Source organism: Candidatus Ruthia magnifica str. Cm (Calyptogena magnifica) (genome assembly GCF_000015105.1).
GTDB lineage: Bacteria > Pseudomonadota > Gammaproteobacteria > PS1 > Pseudothioglobaceae > Ruthia > Ruthia magnifica.
In genome coordinates this window covers 1,008,123-1,022,001 of record NC_008610.1, presented here as the reverse complement: position 1 = coordinate 1,022,001, position 13,879 = coordinate 1,008,123, and the positions used below count along the sequence as shown (strand labels likewise).

At 33.2% G+C, this 13,879-nt stretch carries 17 protein-coding genes; 11 read left to right on the top strand and 6 right to left on the bottom strand.

Going from position 1 to position 13,879, the window contains the following annotated elements; translation table 11 throughout:
• The first annotated feature begins 82 nt into the window (after positions 1-82).
• Positions 83-1,000: an ABC transporter ATP-binding protein gene (locus RMAG_RS04770; protein WP_011738294.1), complete on the top strand. Its 918-nt coding sequence runs from the start codon at positions 83-85 to the stop codon at positions 998-1,000.
• On the top strand, positions 1,000-1,758 hold the full coding sequence (locus RMAG_RS04765) for an ABC transporter permease (protein WP_011738293.1): 759 nt from the start codon (positions 1,000-1,002) through the stop codon (positions 1,756-1,758). Before RMAG_RS04770 ends, RMAG_RS04765 begins: the two co-directional genes overlap by 1 nt.
• Positions 1,759-1,858: 100 nt before the next feature.
• On the opposite strand, the gene RMAG_RS06300 is transcribed toward RMAG_RS04765, so the two are convergent.
• Positions 1,859-1,960, bottom strand: a complete 102-nt coding sequence (locus RMAG_RS06300; RefSeq protein ID WP_422851295.1) for a hypothetical protein — start codon at positions 1,958-1,960, stop codon at positions 1,859-1,861.
• Positions 1,961-2,634: 674 nt separating this feature from the next.
• Positions 2,635-3,228: a glycerol-3-phosphate 1-O-acyltransferase PlsY gene (plsY, locus tag RMAG_RS04760; RefSeq protein WP_011738292.1), complete on the bottom strand. Its 594-nt coding sequence runs from the start codon at positions 3,226-3,228 to the stop codon at positions 2,635-2,637.
• 54 nt (positions 3,229-3,282) lie between these two features.
• Here plsY and folB point away from each other — a divergent pair, with 54 nt between their 5' ends.
• From folB to hisH, 9 genes are all read left to right on the top strand, one after another.
• Positions 3,283-3,642 carry a dihydroneopterin aldolase gene (folB, locus tag RMAG_RS04755; protein ID WP_011738291.1) on the top strand — a complete coding sequence of 120 codons (360 nt, stop codon included), beginning with the start codon at positions 3,283-3,285 and terminating at the stop codon, positions 3,640-3,642.
• Positions 3,635-4,117 (top strand): 2-amino-4-hydroxy-6-hydroxymethyldihydropteridine diphosphokinase, encoded by a 483-nt coding sequence (folK, locus tag RMAG_RS04750; RefSeq protein WP_011738290.1) that lies wholly within the window; start codon positions 3,635-3,637, stop codon positions 4,115-4,117. The genes folB and folK overlap by 8 nt, the downstream gene beginning before the upstream one ends.
• Positions 4,118-4,119: 2 nt before the next feature.
• Positions 4,120-4,737, top strand: a complete 618-nt coding sequence (locus tag RMAG_RS04745) for a thiol:disulfide interchange protein DsbA/DsbL (RefSeq protein ID WP_011738289.1) — start codon at positions 4,120-4,122, stop codon at positions 4,735-4,737.
• Entirely contained in the window at positions 4,730-5,482 is a 753-nt protein-coding gene (gene thiD / locus RMAG_RS04740) for a bifunctional hydroxymethylpyrimidine kinase/phosphomethylpyrimidine kinase (protein ID WP_011738288.1), read from the top strand. Before RMAG_RS04745 ends, thiD begins: the two co-directional genes overlap by 8 nt.
• Positions 5,479-6,540: a histidinol-phosphate transaminase gene (hisC, locus tag RMAG_RS04735; protein WP_011738287.1), complete on the top strand. Its 1,062-nt coding sequence runs from the start codon at positions 5,479-5,481 to the stop codon at positions 6,538-6,540. Before thiD ends, hisC begins: the two co-directional genes overlap by 4 nt.
• Positions 6,527-7,267, top strand: coding sequence for a Nif3-like dinuclear metal center hexameric protein (locus tag RMAG_RS04730; protein ID WP_011738286.1), 741 nt, complete (start codon positions 6,527-6,529; stop codon positions 7,265-7,267). Before hisC ends, RMAG_RS04730 begins: the two co-directional genes overlap by 14 nt.
• Before the next feature lie 416 nt (positions 7,268-7,683).
• Positions 7,684-8,709 (top strand): aspartate-semialdehyde dehydrogenase, encoded by a 1,026-nt coding sequence (locus RMAG_RS04725; protein ID WP_011738285.1) that lies wholly within the window; start codon positions 7,684-7,686, stop codon positions 8,707-8,709.
• A 238-nt stretch (positions 8,710-8,947) separates the two neighbouring features.
• Positions 8,948-9,526, top strand: coding sequence for an imidazoleglycerol-phosphate dehydratase HisB (gene hisB, locus RMAG_RS04720; protein WP_011738284.1), 579 nt, complete (start codon positions 8,948-8,950; stop codon positions 9,524-9,526).
• A gap of 6 nt (positions 9,527-9,532) precedes the next feature.
• Positions 9,533-10,153, top strand: a complete 621-nt coding sequence (gene hisH / locus RMAG_RS04715) for an imidazole glycerol phosphate synthase subunit HisH (RefSeq protein WP_011738283.1) — start codon at positions 9,533-9,535, stop codon at positions 10,151-10,153.
• A 216-nt stretch (positions 10,154-10,369) separates the two neighbouring features.
• Here hisH and RMAG_RS04710 read toward each other — a convergent pair whose 3' ends face one another.
• From RMAG_RS04710 to sbcB, 4 genes are all read right to left on the bottom strand, one after another.
• The gene (locus RMAG_RS04710; protein WP_011738282.1) at positions 10,370-11,224 is read right to left on the bottom strand and encodes a fructosamine kinase family protein; all 855 of its coding nucleotides are present in this window, start codon (positions 11,222-11,224) and stop codon (positions 10,370-10,372) included.
• A complete protein-coding gene (locus RMAG_RS06295; RefSeq protein WP_422851294.1) occupies positions 11,214-11,336 on the bottom strand; it encodes a DUF1841 family protein in 123 nt (40 codons plus the stop codon). The genes RMAG_RS04710 and RMAG_RS06295 overlap by 11 nt, the downstream gene beginning before the upstream one ends.
• Positions 11,337-11,590: 254 nt before the next feature.
• On the bottom strand, positions 11,591-12,223 hold the full coding sequence (gene nth, locus RMAG_RS04705; protein ID WP_011738281.1) for an endonuclease III: 633 nt from the start codon (positions 12,221-12,223) through the stop codon (positions 11,591-11,593).
• 67 nt (positions 12,224-12,290) lie between these two features.
• The gene (gene sbcB / locus RMAG_RS04700; protein ID WP_011738280.1) at positions 12,291-13,706 is read right to left on the bottom strand and encodes an exodeoxyribonuclease I; all 1,416 of its coding nucleotides are present in this window, start codon (positions 13,704-13,706) and stop codon (positions 12,291-12,293) included.
• Positions 13,707-13,879: the final 173 nt, after the last annotated feature.

The window sequence follows — 13,879 nt, the reverse complement described above, 5'->3', positions numbered from 1 at the left end:
AAAGTGGGTAATTATCGCAAAAATAACTAATGAAAAGGGATAAATGTTAAAATGTTTTGATTTTTTATAGGTTATATTCATTATGTCGGCTGCACTACTCATTCAGGGTTTAAAAAAAACTTATGCCAATCAATTGGAGGCACTAAAAGGTATCGATCTTCGTATCGAGCAGGGTGATTTTTTTGCATTATTGGGCAGTAATGGCGCAGGAAAAACAACAGTTATTGGCATCATTTTCGGGCTGCTTAATAAAACTTCAGGTAATATTGAGGTATTAGGTTTTAATCAAAATAGCCATGCTAATCAGGTGAAAAAATTGATTGGGTTAATGCCACAAGAGTTTAATTTCAATCCTTTTGAATTTATTGAGGAAATTTTGATTAATCAGGCGGGTTATTATGGCATTATTAAATCAAAAGCTAAAATTCAAGCTGAACTTTTACTCAAGGAGGTGGGGCTTTGGGATAAACGTTTTAATATGGCCAAATCATTGTCAGGTGGTATGAAACGTCGTTTGATGTTAGCAAGAGCACTCATTCACCAACCTAAAATATTAATTCTTGACGAGCCTACCGCAGGTGTTGATGTTGAAATACGTCGTTCAATGTGGCGTTTTTTGAGTAAACTTAATGATCAAGGTATGACCATTATTTTAACCACACATTATCTTGAAGAGGCTGAGTCACTTTGTCGTAATATTGCTATTTTAAATGAGGGCGAAATAATTAAGCAAACTAGTATGAAGGCGTTATTGTCACAGGTTGACCAACAGGTGCTGATTTTGGAAAGCTCAACAAAACTACCTCGAACAATAGTAACTGATAATTTTAAGTGTGAACGCTTAGATGATTATTCATTACAAGTTACATTAGGCTCAGATGTTAATATCACCAATGTATTGCAAAACTTGAGTATTCAGGGTATTAATGTGGACTACGTTCGTAGTACGCAAAATCGTTTAGAAGCCTTATTTTTATGTCTAACCAATAAGGAGGAGTAATGTGGGTTGCTTATAAAACTATTGTTGTTAAGGAAATTCTAAGATTCTTTCGTATTTGGGTGCAAACTATTTTTCCACCCATTATTACTACGTCATTGTATTTATTGATTTTTGGTGGTTTAATGGGTGAGCGCATTGGCGATATGCAAGGTGTAGATTATTTGCATTATATTATTCCTGGCGTGATTTTAATGACCGTTATTACCAATTCTTATGCCAATACAGTGACATCATTTTTTCTAGCAAAATTTAACCATAGCGTTGAAGAGTTGTTAATTGCACCTGTGCCTTACTGGGTTATTTTATTAGGTTATGTTTCTGGTGGCGTGGTACGTGGTTTTGTAGTTGGATTAGGAGTTTTTACTTCTGTGTGGTTTTTTTTTGATTTTGAAGTAGACAGTATGCTCATCGTGTTAATTACCTTTTTACTCACTTCAGTTTTGTTTTCATTGGCAGGGTTTATTAATGCTATATTTGCCCAATCGTTTGATGACATCTTTATTGTTCCGACTTTTATTTTGATGCCCATGACTTATCTTGGCGGTATGTTTTATAGTGTGGAAATATTGTCACAATTTTGGCAAAATATATCTAAATTCAATCCAATTTATTATATGGTTGATAGTTTTAGATTGGGGTTTTTGGGCATTAGTACCTCTGAGTTTTGGGTGTCAATTTTAGTTTTATTGAGCATGATTGCTGTATTAGCAATGTTTGCTTTTTATTTGCTTAAAAAGGGCTTAAATATCAAGGCTTAATTGGGTTAACCTTAGAAAGAAAAAATATTAAGAATATAGTACTAATCTATGACTGATACTATAAATTGGTGAAAAACGGAATTATTTTAAAAATTTTTTCCTATTTTTCATTTTCAATAATTTTCGAGTCAGGTTCGAAAATTATTTTAGTATCTTTGTTAAGATAATTTAGATGATAAAGAAAGTGTTTAATACAATTGATTCTCGCACGTTTTTTGTCATCTGACTTTACAACAATTCAAGGTGAGTAGCGGTATTGGTATAAAAAGCATATTGATTCCACTTGGTTAGTGGTTGTAAATCTATTTCACTTAGTTTCCATCTTTTTTAAGAGTCATTTTTACGTAGGTGAAAGCGTCTTAACTGTTCCTGACAACTGATAGAAATCTAATATTTAGAAAATATAAAACTGTCATTAATAAACATGCGTTTCAATAAAGACGTTTATCGCATAAATTCAAGATATTCTGAGTTTTTACAAAAAACTCATGACAAATTTTACACCAAACTCTATTATACCAAGATCGGTTAAAGTACCATTTCTCATTAGTGGGAAAATACGCTGTAAATACCATTACCCTAACTCTACTTAATGATTTTTTAGCGCAATAACATGTACGGTACGTGGATTGAGGCGTCCATAAAGCTAGCTACGTCGAAGCTTTTAAATAATTTTTATCCAATCTTGCATTTTTTAGTAGTTCAGTTTTCAGTGAATATTTTTCACTTTCTCACTTCTCAACACTCATCTTTTTAGAATAAGGGTAATCGTCTGCTATTTTTGATAAGCTTAACAATGTATTTTCAGACGTGATATTATTTTTAATGAATGCAATATTTTACTTATTTTAATGGATAAGTACTAAGTTTTGAGCGTTAATTGATTTTATTTTCTTGGCTATTAAGTAGTCTTTTAATATTACTTTGATGGGTATAAAAAATCCATAGACAGATTAAGATAATGACATAAGTAGAAGCTAAATTATTAGTAATTAGATAAAAATAAACTGGAGTGAGCACAGTAGAAATTAGTGCTGAGAGTGATGAAATTTTTAGTACTTTTGCTACAAAAACCCAAGTAATTATAAAACTAAGCCCAGTAAGATAACTAAGAGCAAGCAGAGCGCCTAAAAAAGTTGCAACTCCTTTTCCACCTTTAAAGCTAAAGAAAATTGGATATACATGGCCTAAAAATGTTACCAAAATAACCCAAGTAACATTAAGCATGTTAAAGGCTAAGTAATGTGCGATTAGTACTGGAATTGCACCTTTGAGTCCATCACCAATGAGTGTAATTGCGGCCGCTTTTTTACCGCCAATGCGTAATACATTAGTTGCTCCTGGGTTGTTTGATCCTTGAGTTCTGGAGTCGGGTAGATTAAACATTTTACAAACAATAATTGCTGTTGAGATTGAACCGATTAGATAGCTAAGGAGAAGAAGAACGATAAAGAGCAATTCAGGTAACATGATACTTTTTTTGGTTTAATTGAGTGGGTAATTTTAGTTGCTCAAAATGTTACTATGGATATTGTATTTATACAAGGATTAAAAATTGATACCGTCATTGGTATTTACGATTGGGAGAGAAAAATTCGTCAAGATATTGTACTAGATATTGAAATGTCAGCTAATGTTAAGGCTGCTAGTAAAACTGATCATATTGACCAAGCCTTGAATTATAAAGCAGTGTCAAAGTATTTGATTGATTTTGTGCAAAATAGTGAGTTCCAGTTGGTTGAGACCTTGGCAGAAAAAATCACCCAAATTGTATTGAAAGAATTTGAAGTTACCTGGGTAAAACTTACTTTAAACAAAGGAGAAGTATTGACAGGTGCACACGGAGTGGGTGTTATCATTGAGCGTGAGCGTAGTAATGGCTAATATTCACATCAATATTGGTTCAAATCAAAGCCGTAGGAAAAATTTGTCTAAGGCTATTGACACTATTAAAGCAATGTTTGAAAACACAGTTTTTTCTAGAGTTTATGAATCTAAAGCCTTTGGTTTTGAAGGTAATAATTTTTATAATATTGGTGTTAATGTACCGACTAATTTAACAATTTCTGAAGTAGTTAGTATTTTTCATAAAATTGAAGATAATCTTGGTAGAGATAGGTGTTCTTCAAAATTTTCATCACGCTTAATTGACCTTGATTTAATTTTGTATGACATGATTATTGACAAAAGTCACAACCTACCAAGAGATGATATTTTGAAATATAACTTTGTACTTATGCCATTGGCAGAATTAAGTCCAAATTTAACTCATCCACAGCAGCATAAAACTTATACGCAGTTACGTGCAACTATGGATGAGTTAAAATCGTATAATATTGAAATCTTAAACAAGAAATAACTATGAAAAAGATACTATTTTCTCTACTAATTATATTTTCTAGTTTTGCATTTTCGCAGGATTATGAAGCTGGTATAGATTATGTAGTGCTTGATAAGCCAGTCAAAACCACAACGGGCAATAAAATTGAGGTGCGCGAGTTATTTTGGTATTATTGTCTACATTGTTATAATTTTGAGCCTCTAATGAATGAATGGTTCAAAACTAAACTTAGCAATGTTGAGTTTGTGCGCCAACCAGCTATATTTTCTAAGCGTTGGCTGAATGGGGCGATTTTTTATTTTGTGTTAGAAGAATTAAACTTAGTTGAAAAATTGCATGAGGTGTTATTTGATACAATTCACACAAAGAATAAACGCTTTAACTCTAAAGAGAGTTTTATTAGCTGGGTGACAAGTTTTGGTGTTGATAAAACCAAGATAGAAAAAGCATTCGATTCCTTTAGTGTGAAAATTAAAGTCAATAAATCTAAATTAAATACACTTAAATATAAGGTTACTGGCGTTCCGGTTATGGTTATTAATGGCAAGTATTTAATCGATGCCACACATGCAGGTTCACATACTAACATGCTAAAAGTCGTGGATTTTTTAATCAAAAAAGAAAGCAAACTTGAATGATGTAGTTTTAGTTTTATCAGGACTTGATCCTTGTGGTGGTGCAGGGTTAGTTGCTGATATTGAAAGTATCAATCAATTTGGCGTAACACCACTTGTTATTACTACTAATCTTACTGTGCAAAACACAGTGTCAATTGAAAGTTTGGTTGAGGTTGATTGTGGCTTGATTGTTAAGCAATTTAAGCATTTACAAGCTGATATTGATTTTAAAGTGGTGAAAATTGGCTTATTATCCTCAATTAAGCAAATTAAAACTATTGCTAAGTTGGTTAAAAATAAAACTATTATTCTTGACCCAATTGTGAAGTCTAGTAGTGATTGTGATTTTTTAGATCATGCCTTAATTGATGCTTTAAAACAATATTTGTTGCCACTGGCAAAAGTTATCACTCCTAATTTGTCAGAATTGAAGATTCTGGCAGATGAGCAAGATGAACAAAAAGCCATCAAAAAACTTTTTTGCAATTGGATTTTACTCACCAAAACTGATTCATCTGATGATGTGATTGAACATTGTTTATATCGCCACGGAATACTTATTCAAAGTTTTATTTATAAAAAACTATCAGGCAGTTATCACGGTTCTGGTTGCACACTTTCAAGTGTAATAAGCACATTAATTGCATTGGGTTTGAGTGTTGAAATTGCTTGTAAGCGCGCATTGGACTATACCTATCAAGCTTTATTAAATGCCAAAAGTATTGGTAAAATGCAATATCATCCTAATCGACAATCACCACTATGAGTTTTATTAACAACTGGCTGCGCCCTGATATTAAAGCAATTAATGTTTATCATGTACCTTTTTCTAATGATATGGTGAAGTTGGATGCGATGGAGTCGCCATTCTCCTTATCAAATACGTTAATTGGGCAGTATTTGGCAGATATACAACTAAACCGTTATCCTGCCAGTGCCAGTGCAAACGAGTTGCAACAAACTTTGCGTGAGTTAATGGATATTCCTGATGAATTTGGTGTGTTACTTGGTAATGGCTCGGATGAGCTGATTCAACTATTAGCATTGGCATGTGATGCGGGGGATACCATTCTAAGTGTTGACCCAAGTTTTGTCATGTATGGGATGATTGCAAAATTTACACGGCTTAATTATCTAAGTGTTGCATTAACGAATGATTTTGAGATTGACGCTGATGCCATGCAAAGAGTGATAGAAACTCACAGTCCTAAATTAATTTTTATCGCCTATCCAAATAATCCAACAGGAAATGCGTTTGATAGAACAGTTATCGAGAAAATTATCACCTCAAGTAATGCTTTAGTGGTGCTTGATGAAGCGTATTATGCCTATGCTAATGACAGTTTTTTGCTGGATATTAAAAAATATCCAAATCTAGTATTGCTTAGAACTGTGTCAAAAATCGGTTTTGCAGGGCTACGTCTAGGTTTGTTGATTGCTGCGCAAGACATGGTGGCAGCATTGGATAAACTACGCCTGCCTTACAATATCAATACGCTTACACAGGTGAGTGCGAATTTTCTTCTCAAAGAAAAAAAGGAAATCAACCAGAACTCTCAAATTATCCTCAAAGAACGCATCAAGTTGTCATCCACGCTTGGTGCAATTAGTGGTTTGCAAGTTTATCCATCACAAGCTAATTTTATTTTATTCAAAACACAGAATGCCAATCTCTTGTTTAAATTTTTAAAAGTGAATGGGGTGTTAATTAAAGATTTAAGCAGTATTCCGGCATTAACAGACTGCCTACGTGCCACCATTGGTACGCAAACACAAAACCAAACCTTTATCAATCTTGTAAAACGTTTCTATGATTGGGAATAAAACCTTATCCGAATACTGCCATGACTATCTTAATGTAGATGCATTTAATGATTATTGTTCCAATGGCTTACAAATTGAAGGCAAATCTAATATTGATAAAATCATCTCAGGTGTGAGTGCTAATCAAAATTTGATTGATAGAGCAATTGATGAAGGGGTAGATGCGCTGTTTGTTCATCATGGATTTTTTTGGAAAAATGAAAATTCAGCTATAACAGGTATTAAAAAAAAACGCATCAAAGCACTGTTAGATAACGATATTAACCTATTCTCTTACCACCTGCCTTTAGATGCCCATACTGAAGTAGGCAACAATGCTCAACTTGCCCAACGTTTTGACATTAAAAATCCTATGCCAATTGGGGATACACTAGTCTGGCAAGGGGAAATTGACATCACGCTAGGCAGTTTTTCTAATATCATCAAACAAGTTTTAAGCCGTACTCCGTTAGTTTTTGGTATGGATGATAAAATATTAAAACGCATCGCGTGGTGTAGCGGTGGCGCACAAACCTACATTGACCACGCTATTAATATTAACGCTGATTGTTTTTTAACGGGTGAAGTATCAGAACAAACCCCCGCCATCGCTAAAGAAAATAATATTGCCTTCATTTCTGCTGGACACCATGCCACTGAACGTTATGGGGTGCAAGCCCTATGTCAACACCTTAGTAAAAATTTTGGACTTAAGCATAAATTTGTTGATATTGATAATATTGTATAAATGAATATAGATATTCAATAAATCCTAACAGGAGTGCCACAAAGCATGAGGTGTTGATTATTACTGCTATTATGATGATTGTAGTTTCTTATTGTTAAGATAAGTCCTGTGATTTTTCATATTAAGAGATTTCGTGAAAAAATAAATAAATCTAAAACCAAGAAGATAGAGCAGGTGTTAAGATCATATAATTTATCAGAGGATACTAAACTTTATCTTAAAAAAAATTAACGAGCGAGTATTTTTATCGCACTATTGCTATTTTAGTAAAATTATTGATATACAGAATGGAGACAACAATATTTAAAGACTCAAACTAAAGAAAATAAGTTGTTTAACATTGAATTTGGTAATAAAAAAAATAACTGCAAGTCAAGTATAATACTGTTAATTTATAATTTTCAATTTTTATACTTATGAGTAAGAAGTTTGATGTATGCGTTGTTGGTGTAACAGGCGCGGTGGGCGAAACGATTATTTCTATTTTAGAACAGCGTAACTTTCCAATTAATAATTTATATCCTTTAGCGAGTGCCAATTCTACTGGTAAGAAAGTGTTTTGTCAGAGTAAAAGTTGGACGGTACAAGATTTAAGTACCTTTGATTTTTCGAAAGTGCAAATAGGGTTGTTTTCAGCAGGTGGTAGTATTTCTGAGAAATATGCACCGATTGCAGCTGAGTCAGGGTGTGTGGTAATTGATAATACGGCACATTTTCGTCGTGATAAGGATATCCCTTTAGTCGTGCCAGAGGTTAATGCACATGCGATTGCGGATTACACTAAGCGTAATATTATTGCCAATCCAAATTGTTCCACCATTCAAATGTTGGTGGCACTCAAGCCGATTTATGATATGGTGGGGATTAAGCGTATCAATGTGGCGACTTATCAGGCGGTATCGGGTTCTGGAAAGAAAGCTATTAGTGAATTAATTGACCAAACTACTAAATTATTAAGTGGCAATACTGAGGTTGATGTTGAGGTATATCCAAAGCAGATTGCGTTTAATATCATTCCACATATTGATGTTTTTCAAGACAATGGCTATACCAAGGAAGAGATGAAAATGGTGTGGGAAACTCAAAAAATTTTTGAAGATGAAGACATCTTGATTAATCCCACAGCAGTACGTGTGCCTGTTATTTATGGGCATTCTGAAGCGATTAATATCGAAACTGTAAGAAAAATTACTGCAGCTGAAGCCACTAATATTTTGTCAAAAGCAAACGGTGTTACAGTTATGGATAATCGTGAAGATGGGGGCTATGCTACGCCATTTGTGGAGGCAACTAACCATGATGATACGTTTGTGAGTCGCATCCGTGAGGATATTTCTTGTGAAAAAAGTTTAAACTTATGGGTAGTTTCTGATAATATTCGCAAAGGTGCAGCGCTTAATACGGTACAAATTGCTGAAATTTTAATTGAAGAGTATTTATAATTGTATCATCACAAAAATTACCCACTAAAAGTCTTGTTGTTGCTGTTCTTTTAGCCATATTTTTAGAATCAATTGGACTATTTTATGCGAGGATTATTAGTGTTTTGATTATGCTGGTTATTATTACAATTGTTGGTTTTTATTATTTCTATATTTAAATTATTTATCTTTGTATTATATGGGCGATTATTGCTGTCAATAGTTATAATAAAAAGATAATTGAACTTGTGGAATAAATATGATTAAAGTTTCTAGAAAAACCAATGAAACTGACATTAGTGTTAAACTCAATTTATATGGTACTGGTCAAGCAAATATAGATACTGGCGTGCCATTTTTAGATCATATGTTAGATCAGGTTGCACGGCATGGATTAATGGATCTAACCATTAAATGTGATGGCGATACACAGATTGATGATCATCACAGTGTTGAAGATATTGGCATTACATTGGGTCAAGCCTTTGTTCAAGCAGTCGGCGATAAAAAAGGCTTTACCCGTTATGGCTATTCTTATGTGCCACTAGATGAAGCGTTATCACGCGTTGTGTTGGATCTTTCTGGTCGCGCTAATTTGGATTTAAATGTGAGTTTTACGCGTGCTATGATTGGTACTTTTGATGTTGATTTGATTTCAGAATTTTTCCAAGGATTTGTTAATCATGCTCTAATTACATTGCATATTGATAATTTTAAAGGAGTTAATTCTCATCATCAGGCTGAAACCATTTTTAAAGCATTCGGTAGAGCGTTACGTATGGCAATAACAAAAGATGAACGTCAAGAAAGTGTACCTTCAACTAAAGGTTCGCTTTAAACATTCGTGCAAAGTATTGCAATTATTGATTATGGTATGGGTAATGTGCGTAGTGTGCAAAAAGCACTTGCATATGTTGCTCCGAACGACGAAGTATTTTTAACTGATGATGCTGATTTAATCATGAATTCTGATTGCATTGTTTTTCCAGGACAAGGTGCAATAGGCGCTTGTATGAAGGCTTTAGTAGAGCATGAATTAATTGATGTAATTAAGCGTTGTATTAATGAGAAACCATTTTTAGGTATTTGCTTAGGTTTGCAACTTTTGTTTGATTTTAGTGCAGAAAATGGCGGTACTGATGGCTTGTCTATTGTGCCAGGTAGTATTGTTAAATTTTCTAAGAATAATCTTAAAGTGCCACACATGGGCTGGAATACAGTCAAACAGTCAATAGAGCATCCGCTTTGGCATAATATTGATGATAATACACGTTTTTTTAGTGTGCATAGTTACTATGTAGAAACAAGCCAAGCAAATATGGTTGCCGGGGTGACTAATTATGGGGTTGATTTTACTTGTGCCATTGCTAAAGATAAATTATTTGCAGTGCAATTCCATCCTGAGAAGTCACAACATGATGGTTTGCAATTACTGAGTAATTTTGTTAATTGGCGACAGGGTTAATCATTTTTTGTTTTTGAGTTTGCTTTACTCAATCTTATAATTATCCAACTCAGTAATAAGCCAAAGTTTTTTATTATGAACAATATCAAGCTAATTTCTATTCTCAAAGTGTGTTAGTTAGTGTATACAAAAAACATAAATACGGCCCACCTAACTTGCTGTAGGTAGAAATTGTACTTATTTCTTGTAAATCTTTGTTTAATTGCTATTCAGTTTTTACCCAAACCGTGTAACTTCAGCAATTCTCCCATAACAATCCATCACATTTGTGTGGTAACTATAACCAAAAATATTAAGATGATTGAGGTAATGATATAACATATACAAAGGTTTACGTTTATCAAACCCTTTTTTGAGCGGGAAGATGGTTGTATAACTGTTATAAAAATCATTTGAAAATCCACCAAACATAAAAGTTAAGGCAAAATCAGCCTCGTAGTGACCATAATAACTAGCAGGGTCAATAAAATAAGGATTGTTTTTTTCACTCAAAACATTACCAGACCACAAATCTCCATGTAGTAAGATTGGAGTGATATTGATATCTAATAAATTAGGTAATATTTTTTCTACGCTTAGTAGTTGCTTGTAGTTTTGTGCATTTAAATAATTATTTTGCTTGGCAAGTTCAATTTGAAATAATAAACGAAATTCCCAAAAGAACATCGACCAATCACTGATGTATTTACCAACCCCATTATATTGTGGTGTTTGCCCAATATAATTATCAAATTCAAAGCCAAAATAGTTATGGGTATTTTGATGAAGTTTGGCCAATTCAACGCCAATTTGTGACTGTATATTTATATTGTGCTCGGTTTCAATCCATTCTAAAATTAAGCAATGTTCACAATTACCTAATACTTTTGGTGTGTGGATTATTTTATTCAATATTGAAAGAGCACTATTTTCTGATAGTAATTGTTGATTGGCACTAGATTGATATTTAATAAAAACGTGATTACCATCATCTAGTGTCACTTTATAGGCATCAAATAACCCTGTACCAATGAATTGTTTGTTGATGAGTGTTTGACCTAGATGTTTTTCAATGTGTAACTCAACAGACATAAGACTGATAATCCATCGGCGTGTTGTTTTTCTGTTCGGAAAAAAATATCTGTACAATACAATTTATCATTTTGTGCTTTGTTTCATGTGGGTCTTTAGTTTTGGTTAATATTTTTTGATAAATCTTTTTAATGCCCAGTGTCTGGTTAATTGAAAATTGTTTTCTTTAAGATAGACGTAGATTAATCAGATAAGGATTAATCCTTGCCTTTTTCTGTAAAATAATCAGTTTGATACTCAGGGTGTATTTCAATTGCCTAGGTTAGTTGAGTTTTCAATAGGTCAAGAACACTCGTTTATTTAAAAACTTTTCCAAATATTGGAAAGGAATTGTCGCTGTTGCGTTCTATCTTGAGTGTAAAATATTTATAGATTTTTCTCTTCATATTCGCAAAGATCAAGCAAAATACATTCTGTGCATAATGGAGAACGAGCTTTACAAGTATAACGACCATGTAGAATCATTAAGTGGTGCGCAGGCACTCGGTATTCATCAGGGATGAATTTAACCAATTTTTTCTCTACCTCCAATACGGTTTTACCACTGGCAATAGCAGTGCGGTTTGCTACACGATAAATATGCGTATCCACTGCAATGGTTGGATGGCCAAAGGCAGTATTAAGCACAACATTGGCAGTTTTACGACCAACACCAGGCAGTGCTTCTAATTCTTTACGAGTTTCTGGTACGCTTGAGCTGTATTTTTCAATCAGAATTTTGCAAGCTTGAATAATATGTTTAGCTTTTGAGTTAAACAAGCCAATGGCTCTTATTGTATCTCTAAGTGTGTCTTCACCTAATTCAAAAATAGTTTCAGGTGTATTGGCAATTGGAAACAATTTATCAGTGACCTTATTAACGCTTTTATCCGTTGCTTGTGCGGATAATGTAACAGCTACTAGCAATTCAAATGGTGTTGAATAATTTAATTCTGTGGTTGGATTAGGTATCTTTTTAAGCAACCTTCCAAACATTTTTGTACGTGTTTCAGAGTTCATTTTTTCTTTGCTTGTTTTTCTCAATGACAAACATTATACTCTAGATTTAAAAATAAGGCAAAATAGCCTAAAAGAACAATTTACTATAAGCCTCAAGCTGCTGCCATAGTTTTTCTTGATGTGGATGTTGCGTTCTCATTGTGTTGATTTTTTGAAGGTAATCATCAATAGTTATGTAACCATTTTGATTCGTTTGAATCCGCCCTTGAACGATTTCAAACCAATCTTCTTTTTCGTTTTCAGTTAAAGTATTGGGGTAATTTCTAGCTTTAAAATGCATGAATAATCTTGAGAGCTTCTCATCTTTAAATTTTGGATGAAATTCTTTTAATTTATGAACGGATAAGGCTTGAATTTGATTACAAATACGCTTATCAGTATTATCAATAAAACCATCATAAAGTGATTGGTCTACTTCTTTTAGCGCAATATGTTTTTGATCGTTTTTGTATAAATCTTGCACGATTTTACCAATTTTAAGTTGGTTGTCTTTGATAAAAGAAAGATGCTGCATGCATTGATTCATGTCAATATTTAACTGCTTAATAATTTTTGGTTCAAGTTTATAAATATTGGGAACGAACATTGGACTTTTATTAAAAATAAGTTCTTTGATTTGTAGTCTTTCCACTTCTTTTGATAATTCAGATTGTTTGGTAAACGTTAAAGTTTTAAGCGCTTCAATGTCGAGCTCTAACAAAACACAAGGATCTTGATCAAGGTTAAACATAAGAACTCGATCGTTATACTCAGGATGATAAGCCAGCGCAACAGACAATCGAGTACAAGACAATTGTGCTGGATGCATATCAGTTGTATGTAACATTGGCTCAAATAGACTAATTTTAGAGGCGACTGTTTTCTTTTCTCTTAAACTAAAACTGTAGTTAAATAACTGAGGTTGTGTTTGTTTGATAATTTTAGCAATAGCAATAGTGGCATGAACATCAGCTAGGGCATCATGTGCATTTGCATGTTCAATGTCATTAGCAAGTGATAATTGATCAAGTTTAAATACTGGATTGCCTTGTTTATCATACACCCATTTAAGGCTTGTGTCTTTTTTTAGCGCATAACATAGTCGCACAACATTTAATATATCCCAACGAGTATTACCATTTTGCCAATGCCAAGTATAAGGGTCTATAAAATTACGATACAGTGTATGACGAGTAAACTCATCATCAAAACGAATTGAATTGTAACCCACAATGCATGTATTTGATGTTGAAAATTGAGCATGAATTTTTTTAATAAATTCATGCTCAATCATGCCTTTTTGTTCACATAATTGTGGGCTAATACCAGTTATAAAACAAGCCTCAGGAGATGGCAAACAATCATTAGTTGGTTTGCAGTAAAACATTTGCTCATCTATAATATTAAAATTTTCATCAGTCCTGATGCCAGCAAATTGAGAGATTCTGTCTATTTTTGGCGAAATACCAAAAGTTTCATAGTCGTACCAATAAAATGTTTTCATATTTTTTTATCAATTTTTACCCGAAGAATAAAGTATATTTCTATTTTACATTGCGTAGTCTACGAAAGGATTTTGGTTTCAAGATGGATTTTATATAAATTTTGTAGTTCAAAACAAATAATCAACTCCCTTGTTTTATTGTTGTGTGTTTTAAAATGACAAGACTTAATGTA